The following is a 16,452-nucleotide window of genomic DNA, read 5'->3' as shown; positions in this document are numbered from 1 at the left end:
CGGACGAGGAGAAACCCAATCATGGCAAGTGTGTCGCTCAAGCAGATCCGCAAGCGCTACGACGACGGCGCGGACGTGATCAAGGACGTCAGCCTCGACATCGAGGACGGCGAATTCATGGTGTTCGTCGGTCCGTCGGGCTGCGGCAAATCGACAATGTTGCGGATGCTGGCGGGGCTGGAGGAGATCACGTCGGGCGACCTGCTGATCGACGGCCGCCGCGTCAACGACGTGCCGGCCGCGAAGCGCGGGCTCGCGATGGTGTTCCAGAACTACGCGCTGTATCCTCACATGACCGTATTCGAGAACATGGCGTTCGGGCTGAAGCTCGCGGGCGTCGATGCGGCCGAGACGCGCACGCGCGTCGGGCAGGCGGCCGACGCGCTGCGGCTGTCGGCGCTGCTCGACCGCAAGCCGAAGGCGCTGTCGGGCGGCCAGCGGCAGCGCGTCGCGATCGGCCGCGCGATCGTGCGCAAGCCGGGCGTGTTCCTGTTCGACGAACCGCTGTCGAACCTCGACGCGGCGCTGCGCGGCGGGATGCGGCTCGAACTCGCGCGGCTGCATCGCGAGCTCGGCAGCACGATGATCTACGTGACGCACGACCAGGTCGAGGCCATGACGCTCGGCGACCGGATCGCGGTGTTCAACGGCGGCCGTATCGAGCAGGTCGGCTCGCCGCTGACGCTCTACGAGCGGCCGGCGAACCATTTCGTCGCGTCGTTCCTCGGCTCGCCGTCGATGAATTTCCTGCCGTGCCGCGTGCACGGCGGCGCCGCCGCGCCGCGCCTCGACGTGCCGGGCGGCTCGCTGCCCGCGCCGCCGGGCGAGGCGCGCGCGTGGCCGTCGGGTTCGCTGCAGCTCGGCATCCGGCCCGAGAACCTCGCGGTCGGCGCGCCGGGCACGGGGCTCGACGGCCGCGTCACGCACGCCGAGCACCTGGGCGACGCGACGATCGTCTACGTCGAGCTCGCGGGCCACGACCGGCCGCTGTCGGTGCGGCAGAACCGCGACGCCTGCGCGGTCGCGGCGGGGCAGCCGGTCGGCGTGCGCGTCGACCTGCGGCACGCGCACTTCTTCGACGACGCGGGCCGCGCGCTCTGAATCCGGCCCGGCCGGCAGGTTCCGCCCGCCGCATCGGCGGGCGGCCGAACGCATGCATAACACCGAATTTCGATGACGACAGTGAAACTGGTACAGGGCGCGAACGCGATCCTGGGTGAGGGCCCGCTCTGGTGCGAACGCTCGGCGTCGCTCTACTGGATCGACATCAAGCGCACCGCGCTCTACCGCCATACGCCCGGCCAGGGGCAGACGGGCTTCTGGCTGCTGCCGGAGCTGGCCGGCTGTGTGGCGGGCGTCGACGACGGGCGGCTGCTCGTCGCGCTGAAGAGCGGCCTGCACCTGTTCGACCCCGCGCACGGCACGCTCGAACGGCTGGCCGACGCCGCGCACGCGCGGCCGTCGCTGCGCTACAACGACGGCGCGGTCGATGCGCGCGGCCGCTTCTGGGTCGGCACGATGGCCGACGACGGCGACGGCCCGGGCGATCTGCATTGCTTCGAGCACGCCCGTGCGTCGCGCGTCGCGGCGGCCGGCTTCGCGTGCGCGAACGGCATGGGCTGGAGCCCGGACGGCGCGACGATGTACGTGACGGATTCCGGCCGCCGCACGATCCTCGCGTACGACTTCGACGCCGACGCGGGGCAGGTGTCGAACGCGCGGCCGTTCGCGACGCTCGGCGACGCGCGCGGCGTGCCGGACGGGCTGGCGGTCGACGCGGAGGGCGGCGTGTGGTCGGCGGTCTGGGACGGCTGGCGGCTGCATCGCTACGCGCCGGACGGCGCGCTCGACGCGGTTGTCGAGATGCCCGTGCAGCGGCCGACCAGCGTCGCGTTCGGCGGCGCCGATCGCGCGACGCTGTTCGTCACGTCGGCGTCGGTCAACGTGAGCGCGGACGGGCTGCTGCGCGGGCCGCTCGCGGGCAGCCTGTTCGAGACGCGCCCGGGCGTGGCCGGGCTCGGGCCGCATCGCGTCGCGCGCGCGTGGCTGGGGGAGGCGGTTGCGTCGCGTTGCGCCTAGCGGCGGCGCGGTTCGCGCGGCCGCACCGTCGATTCGCGCACGACGAGCCGCGCGTCGAGCATCGCGTGCGCGGCGGGCGACTTGCCCGCGAGCGCGTCGAGCAGCGTCGTCATCGCGACTTCGCCGGCGCGCTCGGTCTCGGTGTCGATCGACGTCAGCGTGGGCGACGTGAGCTTGCCGAGTTCGAGATTGTCGAAGCCGCACACGGCGACGTCGTGCGGGATCGCGATGCCGAGCCGTTCGGCCTCCTTGATGAAACCGGCCGCGATCATGTCGTTGTAGCAGATCACCGCATCGGGCGGCTCGGCCGACAGCATCACCGATGCGCACACGCGCTCGCCGTCGGCGACGGTCGCGCGCGGCACGCTGAAGGTGCGCAGCGGCAGCCCCGCGCGCGCGAGCACCTGCTCGGCGCCGGCGCGGCGTTCGTCGTCGCCGCGCGCGTTCGGCAGGCTGATGTACGCGAAGCGCTGGTATTTCTCCATCAGCAGGTGCTGCGCGAGCATCTCGCCCGCGCGCACCGGATCGGAGTACAGCGTGAGCAGGCCGTCGCGCGGCGCGGAGCCGACCGCGACCACCGGCTTGCCGAGGCTCGCGGTCCAGCGCAGGTCGTCGTCGGGCATGCTGGTGTTCAGGATCAGCCCGTCGACGCGGCGGCTCAGCTTCGTCAGCGCGGGGCGTTCGCCCTTGCGGTTCTCGTCGGCGTCGACGATCAGGACGACGAAATCGTTGCGCTGCGCGATCCGGTTGACGCCCTTGACCATCGCGGTGAAGTACGGGTTGAGAATATCCTGGATCACGACGCCGACCGCGCCCGTCTGGCCGGTGGCCATCGAGCGCGCGAGCGGGTTCGACTCGTAGCCGAGCTGATCGATCGCCTCGGCGATGCGGCGCTCGACGTCGGGCGAGAAGCGCTTCGTCTTGTTGATGAACTTCGAGACGGTTCCGATGGAGACGCCTGCGGCAGCGGCGACTTCGTTGATCTTGGCCACGATGAAAGTGAGTGTCAGTGCGTTTTGCCGGCGAGCATAGCATGCGCGCCGACGGCGGCGGTCGCGCGGCGCACGGGGTCGCGTGCCGCGCGATCGGACTCGGTAGTATCCCTTGGGGCGCCAGAATTCCCTTGAAAAAGCGCGATCGCGCGTCGACAATGAAAACGCTTTCCCTTTTCGCGAGCATAGCACGCGCGCATTCCGGACGACATTCGACGGAAAACGACGCACGACAACCGCCGCGAAATTTTTTTGCCGTTGAGGGAAAGCGTTTTCCCATTTCGACAGGGCGTGAACGAAAAACAGGAGGAGATCTTGATGCGACAGTATGGGTGGATCGCGGCGCTGGCACTGGCGGTGCCGGCGGCGGCGCAGGCCGAATCGAGCGTCACGGTGTGGGGGCGCGTCGGCGGCGACGTGCAGTACCTGAGCGGCGTGCAGAACGGCGCGCATTCGACGGGTTCGCGATTCTCGGAAGGCAACGACTGGGGGACCAGCATCCTGGGCCTGACGGGCAAGGAGGATCTCGGCGGCGGCAACCAGGCCGTGTTCTGGCTCGAATCGGCGATCAACGCGGCCAACGGCAACTACAGCGGCGGCGTGCTGTTCCAGCGCGGCGCGTGGGTCGGGTTCAGGAACGAACGCTACGGCTTCCTGCGGCTCGGGCAGGGCTCGTTCATCAACAGCTACATCTGGTCGTACGATCCGCTGCTCGAGGAAAACTATTCGGTCGAGTCGCTGACGTCGTACAGGAACGGCCCGAAGCTGTCGAACGGGATCCGCTACGAATCGCCGACCTTCGGCGGCTTCTCGTTCGCGCTGCAGGCAAACCTCGGCAACAGCTCGAACGGCTGGCTGCGCGGCTCGCCGAACAACGTGAACGCGACGGGGCTCTCGGACGGCGCGACGCTCGCCTACACGCACGGCGGCTTCGAGGTGCGCGCCATCTGGAACGAGATCCGCAACCAGTACGGCCGCGAGGACAACCTGTTCACCGCGTCCCAGGAAGCCTTCATCGGCGTGCGCAACCGTTTCGGCCCCGCGCTGGTGCAGCTCGGCTATACGCGCTACAGCGCGCCCGATACGCCGGCCGGCCTGTCGCGCACCGCGAACTACTACTGGGGCGGCGTGACGTACGACGCGACGCCGTTCCTGCATCTGCAGAGCGCCGTCTATTCGATGAAGATCGACGCCGGCCAGTGGACCGCCGACCACAGCGGCGAAGGGCGTTCGACGATCGTCGGCCTCGGCGCGATGTACGACCTGTCGAAGCGCACGTTCCTGTACGCGACGGCCGCGCACGTGTTCAACAGCGCGAACGCGAATCTGGGCGTGAACCCGCAGTCGCCGGGGCTCGGCAACGGCAACGGACTCGGTGCGTCGCCGCTGCCGGGGCACGGGCAGACGGGCGTCTATGCGGGTATCGAGACGCTCTTCTGATATCGCGGCGGCAACGCGGCTCACGTCAACCCTGAAAAAGAGGAATCCTATGCAAGAGGCAACACCACGGCCCGACGGACGAGCGCCGTTGCCGCGCCTGATCGCGCTCGACTGGGGCACCACGTCGCTGCGCGCGTACCTGATGGCGAGCGCCCATACCGTGCTGGACGAGCGGGGCGCGGCGAAGGGCGTGATGCAGATCGGCGGCGCGGGCGTCCCGATCGCGCATGCCTGCGACGCGGCGTTCGAGGACGTGTGCGGCGCATGGCTCGATGCGTGGCCGGCGCTGCCGGTCGTCGCGGCGGGCATGGTCGGCAGTGCGCAGGGCTGGCGCGAGGCGCCGTACGCGGACGTGCCGATCGACGCGGCGCGGCTCGGCGCGTCGCTGCAGGCGGTGCGTGCGCGGCGCGGGACGACCGTGCACATCGTGCCGGGGCTGATGCAGCGCGGCGAGCTCGCGAACGTGATGCGCGGCGAGGAGACGCAGATCGTCGGCGCGCTGCAGGCGGGCGGCGCGACGCACGGGGCGGAGACGCTGCGGTGGTTCGGCCTGCCGGGCACGCACTCGAAATGGGTGGCCGTGCGCGGCTCGCGTATCGAGCGCTTTCGCACCTTCATGACGGGCGAACTGTATGCGCTGCTGTGTACGCACAGCCTGCTCGGCCGCACGATGCGACCGTCCGCCGGGTTCGCGCGCACGGCCTTCGAGCGTGGCGTGCGCGCCGCGCAGGCGGGCCACGCGGCGGGGCTGCTCGCGACGATCTTCGGTTCGCGCGCGCGGCTGCTGGCCGGCGAGCTGGCGGCCGACGAACAGGCCGACTACCTGTCCGGCGTGCTGATCGGTCATGAACTCGCGGGGCTGGCCGCGGAAGACGGCGGGCCGGCCGGCGCGGCGCATGCCGATGCGCCGGGGCCGATGCTGATCGGCGACGCCGCGCTGTGCGCGCGCTACCGGCATGCGACGTGGCTGATCGGCTGGCCGCCCGTCGACACGATCGACGGGGCGGCGGCAGCCGGCCTGTGGACGCTTGCCGAGCGGGCGGGCCTGTTGCCCGCGGCGGGCGAGGAGGGGGCGCCGCATCGTCTCGACGAAGCGGTGGCCGGAACGGGCGGCCGGCGCGCGGATCGACCTGCGGTCGACCCGGCGCGGGATCGCGAATGCAATATTTCAGGAGACTGACCTTGAAACACTGGAAGATGGTCGCGGCGCCGCTGATCGGCGCGCTTGCGGCATGCGGCGGCGGGGAATCGGCGGACGGCGCGGCAGCCGGGCAGCAACTGGCCGCCGCGCGGGCGGGCGGACAGGCGGCCGACGCGCCTCCCGGCACGCTGTACGTCGACTGCTCGGCCGGAGCGAACGCGGCGGCACCGGCCGCGCCGGCCGGCACGGAGGCGAATCCGGTTCGCGATCTCGCGTCGCTGAACCGTATCGTGCTGACGCCCGGCATGCACGTGCGCTTCAAGCGCGGCACGACGTGCAACGGCAGCTTCACGCCCGCAGCGGGCAGCACCGGTGCGGCCGGCGCACCGATCGTCGTCGACGCGTACGGCGATCCGCAGGCGCCGCGCCCCGTCATCGCGGCCGGCTGCGCGGACACGGCGGCCGATCCCGACCAGTCGATCACCGAGCAGCACAAGACGCCCAGCGGGTTCAGCGCCTACTACTCGCTGTGCCGGTCGGACAACCCGACGGTGAACCGCGCGGCGCTCTATCTCTACAACACCCGGTACTGGGAGATCCGCTCGCTCGAACTGACCAACGACGCGACGACGCCCGGCGGGCGCCTCGGGCTGTATGTGCGGCTCGAGGACTACGGCACGGGCAGCCACTATCACGTCGACGACGTGTACGTGCATCACGTGCGCGGCTATCTGAAGGACGTCGCGAGCAACACGGTGAGTTCGTACAAGACCACCGGCGGGATGCTGTTCGAAGTGACGCGCGACAACGAGGTGGTCGGCAAGAAGGAGAAGCCGACCGGCTTCGACGACATCACGGTCGAGAACAGCGAGATCTACAACGTCGACGCGGTCGCGTTGTCGACCCGGTCGGCGTGGATGTGCCGCGAGGGCGGCGCGCCGTGCGGCGACTATCCGCCGTACAAGGGCAATCCGGCCTACCTGACGGATCCGGCCACGCAGGCGGCGTCGGACTACTTCCCGATGACGCGCGTCGTGCTGCGCAACAACCTGATCCACAACGTCGGCGGCGACGGCATCATCGTGCGCACGGCCACCGCGCCGAAGGTCGAGGCGAATCACCTGTACGACATCTGGATGCGCGCGCCGGGCAACAGCGCCGGCGCATGGGCGATCAACACGGACGATGCGCTGTTTCAGTACAACGAAGTCAACGGCGTGCGGCTGCAGAACAACATCGAGGCCGGCGACGCGATGGCGTTCGACGCCGATCTCGGCACGCGCAACACGCGCGTCGCCGCGAACTTCAGCCACGACAACGACGGCGGCCTGATGCTGTTCTGCGGATGCGGATCCGATGGCCTGGGCCACGTTGCGCAGGAGACCGGCGCGCTCGTCGAGCACAACCTGAGCCTGAACGACCGGCGGCGGATCGTCTCGGCGGCGGGATCGGCCGATTCCATCGTGCGCGACAACGTCGTGATCACGCGCACGCCGGGCCTCGTGACCCCGATCGTCGAAAACCTCAGTTATGCGAACGCGTTCCAGGTGACGGGCAACCGCTTCTACAACGCATCCGACAGCGGCGCGATTTTCCGGACGAAGAATCCGCAGGGGAGCTACGCGAACATCGTGTGGAGCGGCAACGCGTACTTCGGCTATGCGGCGGACCCCGAGTTCACCGGGCCGAACTACCGTCACGGCGCCGAGCCCGATACGGTGCTGCCGTTCGCCGGACAGGACGTCGACGCGGTTGCGGGCGCGTGGTCGCGCGACAGCGGGTTCGAGCAGCACCGGTACCGCACGCCGCACCCGCAATGACGGCGCGGGCCCCGGCGCGCGGCGGCCGGCGGGGCGCATCGGCGGCGCGCTGCGTCGGGCGGTCGCAGGCCGATGCCCGCGGGGCTTGATCGTCGTCAACATTCGAACCCGCCATCCGCCGATGATGGTGACAAGGCCGCGCGCGACAGGGTGCGCGGCAGTTCACCCCAGCGAGGTTCGCATGTACAAGAAGATCATGGTGGCAGTCGACGGCAGTGCTTCGTCGAAGCAGGCGCTGGCCGAGGCAGTGAAGGTGGCGTTGGCGGGCGATGCGCACGTCAGTGTCGTGTATGTGGTCGACAAGTCGGTGCTGTTCACTTACGCGGGCCGTTTCGATCCGCACGCGCTCGTCGAGGAGATTCGCGACGACGGGCGCAAGGTGCTGCGCGAGGCCGAGCAGGTCGTCGCGCTGGCCGGCGCGAAGGGTGAGGCCGAACTCGTCGAGACCGAGAGCATCGGCGAGGACATCTCGGAACGCCTGCAGCGCTACGTGAAGGAGCACGCGATCGATCTCGCGGTGGTCGGCACGCACGGGCGGCGCGGCATCCGGCGCGTGCTGCTCGGCAGCGTCGCCGAGCGTTTCGTGCGCGGCTCGAAGTGCCCGGTGCTGCTGATCCGCGGCGACGACGCCGACGTGGCGGCCGCCGTGGCCGCCGCGTAACGCGACGGGGGGCGCGATGATACGCCGCCAGTACCGGATCGTCGTCGCGGCGTTTGCCGTGTTCGTGTCGCTCGCGGGGATGATGTCCGTGGTGACGGGGCTGTTGTTCGACAGCGCGATGGCGCTGCGCGGCGGGGCGATCGCGCTGGTCGTCGGCGTGGCCGGCTTCGTCGTGATGCTCAATCCGGGCCCGAAGGGCGAGGAGTGACGCGGGCGGGCCCGGCCGGGTGTTTCCGGCCCGGCCCCCGCTTTTCCGGACGACCGGCGGCGCTTGCCGCGTCGCCCCGCCGGCCGCTGCCTCGCGTAATCGCTTACTCGCTGGCGGTGCCCGGCGTTTTCGCGCCGTCCTGGCCGATCGTTATCGCCAGCCGTTTCAACGTCTCGTCCAGCGTGTCGTTCTTCGGCTGCACCTTGCGCGCCTGTGCGAACGCATCGCGCGCTTCAGCCTCGCGGCCCAGCTTCCACAGCACTTCTCCCTTGTGCGTCAACCCGGTCGCGTACGCCTCGCGCGCGCTGTCGTCGATGTCGCCGTCCCGCGCGAAGATCGCGATCGAGCGGTCGAACCACGTGAGCGCCTCGTCGTTGCGGCCGAGGCGATACAGCGCCCAGCCCTTGCTGTCGAGTGCGTATGCGTCGTCCGGCGCCTGCGCGAGACGCGCGTCGATCATCGTGAGCGCACGCCCGACCGCCACGCCCGCGTCGGCGAGCCGATAGCCGATGCTGTTCAGATGGCGGTCGGAGATCTCGCCCAGATCGAGTGTCGCCGCGACGCGGCCCTCGTCGCGTTCGGCGATCGCGAGCGATACCAGCTTCGCGACGATCTGCTGCCGCAGCTCGTCGCTGATCCGGTTGCCGTTGGCGACCAGCGTGCCGAGGTACTGCGTGTACAGGTCGGGCGCGGCGGGATCGTGCGCGCGGTTCGCGATGGCCGCGCCGGGGCCCGCGCACCAGTCGGTGTCGTCGGGCGCCGACAGCATTCCCGTATCGACGCTGACGTTGCGCGGCGTGCGCGACTGCGCATAGTAGGTGTAGCCGTTGGCGTCCGAGTAGCCGCACGCGAGATATTCGTCCTGGACGTCCATGACGTACGGCATGCCGCGCAGCGGTTGCGTGCCGGACGGGGCGACCAGCCGGAACGATTCGCCCATGTCGCCTTCGCCGATGATCGCGTTGAACACCCACTCCTTCTCCGGATGCGCTTTCGGCAGCCGGATCCTGACGGTGCGGCCGGCCGCGTCGGTCGTGCCGAAGATCACGCTATCGTGCTCGCCCGGCTTCGGGGGCAGGCCCGCGATCGTCTGGCCGGGCAGGAACAGCCGGTAGCGCGCGTTCGGCATGGGCTGGTGGGTGACGGGGTCGCGCAGCACGAACTGATGGACGTGGGGGCCCTTGCCGAACGATGCCGTCGGTGCGAGGTAGGTGCGTGCATGGGCGGCGGGCAGGGCGGTGCAGCTCAGGGCCGCGGCAACGACCGCGGCGAGAAGGCGTGATGTCATGAAATGGCGGTTCTTCTTGTAGGCAAGGCTTGATGGAACGACGGCCTGAAACGCACCGGACCCGTTGCGCAGCCCTCGACGGACCGCTGGCTGCGGCCGGCGCGTCCCGTTGCGGGCTGCCGGCTCGTTCGGCGCATTTCGATGCACGTTCCGTCCGCTGCCGGGCATGCGGCGCGGCGAGCGGACGGACGATGCGGGAATGCAGCGCGCAGCATAGCAGGCAGCGCACATCCGTTGCAGTGTGGCCGTGCGGCTCGGAGGCGCCGGCGCGATGCCGCGCGCACCGGGAATCGCGGTACCCGGAATGCCGCGCGCGACGTATCCGGCCGCGCGCGCTTCTGTCAAACTGGCGCCCATGAAACCGCGCCTCGCCTCACCGTCTTCCCCCGATTCCGCCGCTGCGCCCGCAGGTTTTCCCGACGCCGACGAACTGGCCGCGCTGCGCGCGTGGTACGCGGGCATGACCGTGCGCCAGGCCGTCGCGCGCTACCTGCCCGATCGCCTCGGCGAGGGGCGCTCGGCGCGCGGCGTGATCGGCGGCATCCGCCGCCGCCTCGTGCGGGTCGCGCGGCAGGTCGGCCGGCCCGATCTCGCGGAGCGGCTCGGTCATCCCGACGGTGAGCGGATGCGGGAAGCGAAGGCGGCAACCGAGGCGATCGGCCTGCTGCGCCACGCGCGCGAGCCGGTCCCGCAGATCAGCGACGACGTCGGCCTGTGGCTGCCCGCGCGTGCGGTCGTCGCGCTGCGCGCGCACGGGATCGCGACGCTCGCCGATCTCACGGTGCGGATTCCGCGCCGGCGCCAGTGGTGGCGCGCGATCGCGGGCCTCGGCATGGCCGGCGCGCGGCACATCGAGGCGTTCTTCGCCGCGCACCCGGACCTGACCGAACGGGCGCGCGCGCTGATCGCGGCGACGCCGCGCGGCACCATCGTGCCGTGGGAGCAGTTGAAGCTGCCGCACGAGGTCGACGGCTCGGCCGGCACGTTCCGCGCGCCGCGCGCGACCAGCACGCTCGACGCGGACGACGATTACGCGGCCGTGCACGCGTGGCTGTCGCTGCACGAATCGGCCGCGACGCGGCGCGCGTACCGGAAGGAGGCCGAGCGGCTGATCCTGTGGGCGATCGTCGAGCGCGGCCGCGCGCTGTCGTCGCTGACGACCGAGGACGCGGTCGCGTATCGCACATTCATCCGGCGCCCGACGCCGCACGAACGCTGGGTCGGGCCCGTGCGGCCGCGCGGCGCCCCCGACTGGCGGCCGTTCTCGGGCGCGTTGTCCGCGCGTTCGGCCGCGTACACGCTGTCGGTGCTCGGCGCGCTGTTCCGCTGGCTGATCGAGCAGCGCTACCTGCTCGCGAATCCGTTCGCGGGCGTCAAGGTGCGCGATACGCGCGGCGCGAGCGCGCTCGACACGTCGCATGCGTTCACCGAGGGCGAGTGGCTGCTCGTGCGCACGATCGCCGACGGGCTCGAGTTCCGCGCCGGCACGGCGGCCGGCGCGTCGCCATCCGGCTGGACGCCGGCCGCCGCGCAGCGGTTGCGCTTCATTCTCGATTTCGGCTATGCGACCGGGCTGCGCGCGAGCGAGCTGGTCGGCGCGACGCTCGGCGGCATCGAGACGGACGCGCACGGCGATGCGTGGCTGAAGGTGATCGGCAAGGGCAGCAAGGCCGCGCGCGTCGCGTTGCCGCCGCTCGCGCGCACGGCGCTCGACCGCTATCTGGTCGCGCGCCGGCTGCCGGTGACGCCGGCGCGCTGGCGGCCGGATACGCCTCTGATTCCGAGCCTGGCGGAAGACGGCGCGGCCGCGATCACGAGCGTGCGGCTGTGGAAGGTGATGCAGCGTTTCTTCGCGCAGACGGCCGCCCAGGTCGATGCCGATCACCCCGCGCTCGCGCAGAAGCTGCGGCAGGCGAGCCCGCACTGGATGCGCCATACGCATGCGACGCATGCGCTGGCGCGCGGCGCGGAGCTGACGACGGTGCGCGACAACCTGCGGCACGCGTCGATCTCGACGACGTCGATTTACCTGCATGGCGACGACGTGAAGCGGGCGCGGCAGATGTCGAGCGCGTTTGCGGCCGACAAGTAACGGCGTCGCCGTCGATCGCGCCGCGCCGGTCCGGCAGGTACGCGGACGCGATCGGCGCGCGCGATGTCGGCGCGCCGCGCGCCGTCATGTCGTTGTCACTGTCACGACACGGGGCGTCGTGGGCCGGGAAGGCCCGTACGAGCCGGAGCGCGCATTCCACCGACGAACGCATCACACGCCGCGACGCATCGGCGAGCCAGGCGGAACGGTCCGGCACACCCGGCGGTCATACACTTTTTTCAGGGGATACGGATGGCATCGAGCCAGCGCACCGCGGATTTCATCGTCGAGCAGATGGCGGCGGCCGGCACGGTATCGGCGCGCAAGATGTTCGGCGAGTACGGTATCTATTGCGACGGCAAGATGGTCGCGCTCGTCTGCGACGACCGGCTGTTCGTCAAGCCGACGCCTGAAGGCCGCGCGTTCCTCGGCGCGTGCGAGGAAGGTTCGCCGTATCCGGCCGCGAAGCCGCACCTCGTCATCGGCGGCGAGCACTGGGACGATCGCGAATGGCTGTCGGCGCTGATCCGGATCACCGCCGCGCAGTTGCCCGTGCCGGTGAAGCGTCGCCGATAACGGCCCGCTTGCATGCAATGTTGCGCTGCAGCCAGGCGTATTCTGTGACACATGGGCGCGACCGTCGCGCGCCTGGCGGGAGTACAAGAATGAAGACATCCGGACATCCGCGCGGCTGGTGGCTTGCCCGCCGCGCCCGGCACGCGCTCGTCGCGGCCCTGTGCGTCGGCTGGAGCGTGCTGTCGTTCGGCGCGGACGACGCGGCCGCGCTGCTCGACCGTTACCACAGCCTCGGTGCGCAACTGAAGGACAACGCGTTTCACCGGCCGCTGTACCTCGAATCGTCCGAGGCGTCGTCGTCGCTGAAGGGCGACATCTACGCGGTGGTCGACTATCCGTTCGCGGTCGTGAGCGGCCAGCTCGGCGATCCCGCGCAGGGGCCCGCGAACTGGTGCGCGGTGCTGATCCTGCACCTGAACACGAAGTACTGTCATGCGTCGCCGGGCGGCGGCAGCGGCCCGGTGCTCGACGTGAACCTCGGCCGCAAGATCCAGCAGAAGCTGTCGGACACCTATCGCGTGCAGTTCCGCTATCGCGTGGCGGCCGCGACGCCCGATTATTTCCAGGTCGACCTGACCGCCGACAGCGGCCCGATGGGCACCCGGGATTACCGGATCGAGCTGGAGGCGGTGCCGGTCGGAGCATCGCGCACGTTCCTGCATCTCACGTATTCGTACGGCTTCGGCACGGTCGGCCGCATGGCGATGAAGACCTACCTCGCGACGGTCGGCAGCGACAAGGTCGGGTTCACTCCCGTCGGCGCCGCGTCGGCTGCGCCGCCGCAGTACATCGGCGGCGTGCGCGGGCTGCTGGAGCGCAACACGATGCGCTACTACCTCGCAATCGACACGTATCTCGCGACCCTCGACAAGCCGCTCGACCAGCGCCTCGCGCGCTGGTTCGACGCGACCGAGCAGTATCCGCAGCAGTTGCATGAGGTTGAACGCGGTGCGTATCTGCAGATGAAAGCGCAGGAGGTGCAGCGGCAGCAGGCGGCGCGGTGACGGGGCGGTTCCCGGTCGCGCCGCCGGGCATCAGTTCGACGCGCGCACGTTCGAGCGGGGTGCTGCCGGTGGCGAGGTGCGCGTGCGGTGCGCGAAGAAACCCGCATGGATCGGAGCCGTGCCGGCTTCCGACGAACAGCACGCCGCGCGTGAAGGTCGGTGCGGGTGCGGGTTCGATCTGACGGCGGCCGCTAGTCGAGCAACCCCGCGACGACGTCGACGATCCGCTGCAGCAGCGCTTCGTCATAAGGCAGCCACGGCACCGCGCCCAGCGGCGACGGCGGTGGTTCGAGCGTGGCATCGACGGGTTCTCCGTCGCGCATCACGCGCCCGGTTGCGCAATGCACCGACCACGCGCCGACGCGCACATGCCGCTCGTCGATCGTCATCTTCCCTTGCGCCACCGGCCCGGCGAACACGAGCGACAGCACGTGCCGGCGATGCCGCGCCATCGTGCCCAGCGGCAGATCCGACAACCGGTTCACGCGATGCCGGCGTTGCGTTTCGAGTTCGCGATGGCGCACCGGGTCGACCGTGAGCGCGGCGGCCGCCGCGCGCGTCGCGTCGTCGTCGAGCGCGAACGCGGCGACGCTGACGAGCAGATCGACCGAGCGCGCCACTTCCGAGAACACCACGCGGTCGATCTCGCCGATCGGCAGCGGTACCCAGTGCCGCTCGTGCCGGCGTTCGAAGTGCAGCCGGCGCGACGTGCCGTGGCTTTCCGAGCCCGGATAGAGCCGTGCATCGACGAGGAAGGTCGCGCGCACGTCGCCGAATTCGCGGACGAGCCCGTCGTCGTACGCGCGGATCGACCAGCCTTCGCGCCGCGCGACGCCGACCAGCTGCCGGCTCGACAGCACGTGGCCTTCGAACATCGCGGAATCGCTGGCCGACGCGTCGCCGTCGGCCGGCACGTAGTATTCGCGGAAGGCCTGCCTGACCGGCTGCCGCACCGTGCGGCCGACGATCGCGCGTTGCCACGCGAGCCGCTCGTCCGCGTCGGCCAGCAGCGGGTGCCAGAGCCGGATGTCGCTGTCGCCGGCGATGTCGATCGCGCGCCCGGCCGCATCACGCAGCACGACCTTGCCTTTCGCGATGTCGGGCATGAACGACTGCGTCGAGCCATCGCTGCCGCGCGCGTGCCAGATCGTGCGCGCGGCGAACGCGGCACCGGCCGGCGCATCGACGAGGCGCTCGCGCCATTCGGCCTGGCCGAGCGTCATCGACTGCCAGAAGCCGGCTTCCATGCACGTGGCGAGCATCGCGAGCTGCTTCTTGTCGGGCTTCGCGTCGAGCGTCATGCGCAGCGCGGTGCGCGGCCGTTCGCCGAGCGCGCGTTCGGCCGGCTTCAGGTTGCGTGCGAGCTTCTTCTGCACGCCGGCGTGACGCACGGCGGCCAGCGCGTCGCGCAGCGCGTGCACGCCTTCAGGGGTCGGGATGGCCTCGACCGCGTGACCGAGCGCGATCGCGAGCGACTGCGACGGCGCGGTTTTCGCGGCCGTCGGCGCGACGCACACGCCCGTCAGCAGCGGCCCGATCAGCGGGCGCAGCCACGCTTCGTCGCGATAGGCGGCCACGCGCACGGCACGCGCGACGACCTGCGCGTCGTCGGTCGTGAACGCGCGATCGGCCTCGTAGGGAACGGCCCCCGCATGGAGCGCCGCGACCTGCCGCGCGGCCTCGGTCAGCGCGTCGCGCGCGAACGCGACATACGCGGCGTCTTCCGCGAGCGTGACGGCCGGATCGCTGAAGTCGAGCCACAGCCGCCGCGGCGAGAAGTAGCCGTCGTTCGTCGCGGCCAGCGCGAGCAGCGCGGCCGGGCCGAGTTCGGGCAGCACGTCGAGCTCGCGCACGCGAAACGGCGAATCCGCCAGCGCTTGCGCATACGCGTCGCGTCGCGCCGAGAAATCGCGGCGGCCGGCGAACCAGTCGAGCGCATACGTGCCGTACGCGGACGCGGCGCGCGCGCCGTCTGTCTCCGGTTCGTCCGCGATCCTGGCGAGTTCGGCCCGCAGCGCGGGCGACGGCAGCGCGTCGAGGCACGGCAGGTCCTCCAGCGCACGCTTCCACCCGCCGGGCGGGATGTCGCGGAACAGTTCGAGCGCGGCATCGGCGTCGACGAGCGGCACGAGACCGAGCGCATCGATCTGCCCGCGCAGCCAGCGCGCGAATTCGGCGCGCGGATCGTCATGGGGGAGTTCGCCTTGCCAGATTGCGTGTTCGGTGCGGCGCAGCGCCGGCCAGGCCGTGCCGAGCGCGTGCGCGTCGAGCGCCGACAGGTCGATCGGCGCACCGGTGAAGCGCGGATGGTCGACGCTGCCGGTCAGCCGGGCGACGAGCTGCGAAGCGAGGTCGCGATCAGGCATCGGCGGCTCCGTTGCCGGCGGGGCGCGATGCGCGGGCGCCGGCATGGCCGGCCGTGTTGTTCCGGTGCCATTTATTTTGTACTTGCCTGACGGCGCGGCGCGCGCCGCCGGGGGCGGCCGCCCGTTCGATCGGGTACTGCATGGTGTGACTCCGGCAATGAAACCGTGGGTCGCACAGTATTGCATCCCGATTGGGCTGGCCGGGCGATGGCCCGCCTGGCGGCGTCCCGCCGGCCTTCCGGCCGCCCGGCCATTTCATATGACGTACAGTTTTTTCGTCATGCGTGATCCGGGTCAAACTGTACTCTTGTTCGCGGGATCGATGTGTGTACTCGTCCCGAACTGTTCTTCTCTTAAGATCCGATCATCAAGTGCACAGTGCCGCGGATCCGGTCCTACCGGACCCTGCCGGCGCATCTTCAAGAGAGAGCCAGTGCGATGGAAAAGGCAAAACCGGAGCGACCGATCGGCAATCACGACGGCCCGATCGACGGGCAAAACGTGCGCAATCCCGGCGCACACGGCAGGGCGGCGCGGCGGCGCGGGCCGGCGGGAGGGAAGCGATGAAACTCTATGAAAAACTCGCGGACGACATCGAGCGCCTGATCCGCCAGGGCGTATACCGTCACGGCGACCGGATTCCGTCGGTACGGCAGGCGAGCCAGCAGCACCGGATCAGCATCACGACGGTGCTGCATGCGTACCTGCTGCTGGAGAGCCGCGGGCTGCTGGAAAGCCGGCCGCAGTCGGGCTATTTCGTGAACCTGCGGAACGACGAAGGGCAT

Annotated in this window: 14 protein-coding genes; 11 read left to right on the top strand and 3 right to left on the bottom strand. The window is 70.6% G+C overall.

Annotated features, from left to right (window positions below):
- Positions 1–21: 21 nt before the first annotated feature.
- Positions 22–1,101 (top strand): ABC transporter ATP-binding protein, encoded by a 1,080-nt coding sequence (locus tag GQ57_RS27125; protein ID WP_034199510.1) that lies wholly within the window; start codon positions 22–24, stop codon positions 1,099–1,101.
- Positions 1,102–1,173: 72 nt separating this feature from the next.
- Positions 1,174–2,079, top strand: a complete 906-nt coding sequence (locus GQ57_RS27120) for an SMP-30/gluconolactonase/LRE family protein (protein ID WP_063934600.1) — start codon at positions 1,174–1,176, stop codon at positions 2,077–2,079.
- Here the strand turns inward: GQ57_RS27120 and GQ57_RS27115 are convergent.
- On the bottom strand, positions 2,076–3,071 hold the full coding sequence (locus tag GQ57_RS27115; protein ID WP_235212813.1) for a LacI family DNA-binding transcriptional regulator: 996 nt from the start codon (positions 3,069–3,071) through the stop codon (positions 2,076–2,078). The two genes, GQ57_RS27120 and GQ57_RS27115, sit on opposite strands and share 4 nt — an antisense overlap.
- A gap of 318 nt (positions 3,072–3,389) precedes the next feature.
- Between GQ57_RS27115 and GQ57_RS27110 the strand changes: the two genes are divergently transcribed.
- The 5 genes from GQ57_RS27110 to GQ57_RS27090 all read left to right on the top strand — a co-directional run bounded on the left by GQ57_RS27110 (position 3,390) and on the right by GQ57_RS27090 (position 8,341).
- A complete protein-coding gene (locus GQ57_RS27110; RefSeq protein WP_034199533.1) occupies positions 3,390–4,511 on the top strand; it encodes a porin in 1,122 nt (373 codons plus the stop codon).
- Between the two features lie 49 nt (positions 4,512–4,560).
- Positions 4,561–5,691 carry a 2-dehydro-3-deoxygalactonokinase gene (locus tag GQ57_RS27105; protein ID WP_081896781.1) on the top strand — a complete coding sequence of 377 codons (1,131 nt, stop codon included), beginning with the start codon at positions 4,561–4,563 and terminating at the stop codon, positions 5,689–5,691.
- Between the two features lie 2 nt (positions 5,692–5,693).
- A complete protein-coding gene (locus GQ57_RS27100; protein ID WP_034199509.1) occupies positions 5,694–7,472 on the top strand; it encodes a right-handed parallel beta-helix repeat-containing protein in 1,779 nt (592 codons plus the stop codon).
- Between the two features lie 181 nt (positions 7,473–7,653).
- Entirely contained in the window at positions 7,654–8,133 is a 480-nt protein-coding gene (locus GQ57_RS27095; RefSeq protein WP_031403010.1) for a universal stress protein, read from the top strand.
- A gap of 16 nt (positions 8,134–8,149) precedes the next feature.
- A complete protein-coding gene (locus GQ57_RS27090) occupies positions 8,150–8,341 on the top strand; it encodes a DUF2964 family protein (RefSeq protein ID WP_031403009.1) in 192 nt (63 codons plus the stop codon).
- A gap of 103 nt (positions 8,342–8,444) precedes the next feature.
- Here GQ57_RS27090 and GQ57_RS27085 read toward each other — a convergent pair whose 3' ends face one another.
- Positions 8,445–9,629: a tetratricopeptide repeat protein gene (locus GQ57_RS27085; protein WP_052001499.1), complete on the bottom strand. Its 1,185-nt coding sequence runs from the start codon at positions 9,627–9,629 to the stop codon at positions 8,445–8,447.
- A 355-nt stretch (positions 9,630–9,984) separates the two neighbouring features.
- Between GQ57_RS27085 and GQ57_RS27080 the strand changes: the two genes are divergently transcribed.
- The 3 genes from GQ57_RS27080 (at position 9,985) to GQ57_RS27070 (ending at position 13,301) form a co-directional block, all read left to right on the top strand.
- Positions 9,985–11,721, top strand: a complete 1,737-nt coding sequence (locus GQ57_RS27080; RefSeq protein WP_034199530.1) for a site-specific integrase — start codon at positions 9,985–9,987, stop codon at positions 11,719–11,721.
- 252 nt (positions 11,722–11,973) lie between these two features.
- Positions 11,974–12,297: a TfoX/Sxy family protein gene (locus GQ57_RS27075; RefSeq protein ID WP_034199508.1), complete on the top strand. Its 324-nt coding sequence runs from the start codon at positions 11,974–11,976 to the stop codon at positions 12,295–12,297.
- A gap of 89 nt (positions 12,298–12,386) precedes the next feature.
- Complete coding sequence (locus tag GQ57_RS27070; protein WP_031403005.1) at positions 12,387–13,301, top strand: hypothetical protein; 915 nt, start codon at positions 12,387–12,389, stop codon at positions 13,299–13,301.
- Between the two features lie 191 nt (positions 13,302–13,492).
- On the opposite strand, the gene GQ57_RS27065 is transcribed toward GQ57_RS27070, so the two are convergent.
- Positions 13,493–15,667 (bottom strand): DUF4132 domain-containing protein, encoded by a 2,175-nt coding sequence (locus GQ57_RS27065; protein WP_034199529.1) that lies wholly within the window; start codon positions 15,665–15,667, stop codon positions 13,493–13,495.
- A 563-nt stretch (positions 15,668–16,230) separates the two neighbouring features.
- Here GQ57_RS27065 and GQ57_RS27060 point away from each other — a divergent pair.
- On the top strand, positions 16,231–16,452 hold a 222-nt coding region (locus tag GQ57_RS27060; RefSeq protein WP_034199507.1), incomplete at its 3' end, for a GntR family transcriptional regulator.

Source organism: Burkholderia sp. MSh2 (assembly GCF_000731655.1).
Taxonomy (GTDB): domain Bacteria; phylum Pseudomonadota; class Gammaproteobacteria; order Burkholderiales; family Burkholderiaceae; genus Burkholderia; species Burkholderia paludis.
This window is presented reverse-complemented; position numbering and strand designations above follow the sequence as displayed.

Bases quoted from the DNA above. Each gene is read 5' to 3' on its own strand.
- GQ57_RS27125 (WP_034199510.1), top strand. From the start codon at position 22: ATGGCAAGTGTGTCGCTCAAGCAGATCCGCAAGCGCTACGACGACGGC.
- GQ57_RS27120 (WP_063934600.1), top strand. From the start codon at position 1,174: ATGACGACAGTGAAACTGGTACAGGGCGCGAACGCGATCCTGGGTGAG.
- GQ57_RS27110 (WP_034199533.1), top strand. From the start codon at position 3,390: ATGCGACAGTATGGGTGGATCGCGGCGCTGGCACTGGCGGTGCCGGCG.
- GQ57_RS27105 (WP_081896781.1), top strand. From the start codon at position 4,561: ATGCAAGAGGCAACACCACGGCCCGACGGACGAGCGCCGTTGCCGCGC.
- GQ57_RS27095 (WP_031403010.1), top strand. From the start codon at position 7,654: ATGTACAAGAAGATCATGGTGGCAGTCGACGGCAGTGCTTCGTCGAAG.
- GQ57_RS27090 (WP_031403009.1), top strand. From the start codon at position 8,150: ATGATACGCCGCCAGTACCGGATCGTCGTCGCGGCGTTTGCCGTGTTC.
- GQ57_RS27085 (WP_052001499.1), bottom strand. From the start codon at position 9,629: ATGACATCACGCCTTCTCGCCGCGGTCGTTGCCGCGGCCCTGAGCTGC.
- GQ57_RS27080 (WP_034199530.1), top strand. From the start codon at position 9,985: ATGAAACCGCGCCTCGCCTCACCGTCTTCCCCCGATTCCGCCGCTGCG.
- GQ57_RS27075 (WP_034199508.1), top strand. From the start codon at position 11,974: ATGGCATCGAGCCAGCGCACCGCGGATTTCATCGTCGAGCAGATGGCG.
- GQ57_RS27070 (WP_031403005.1), top strand. From the start codon at position 12,387: ATGAAGACATCCGGACATCCGCGCGGCTGGTGGCTTGCCCGCCGCGCC.
- GQ57_RS27065 (WP_034199529.1), bottom strand. From the start codon at position 15,667: ATGCCTGATCGCGACCTCGCTTCGCAGCTCGTCGCCCGGCTGACCGGC.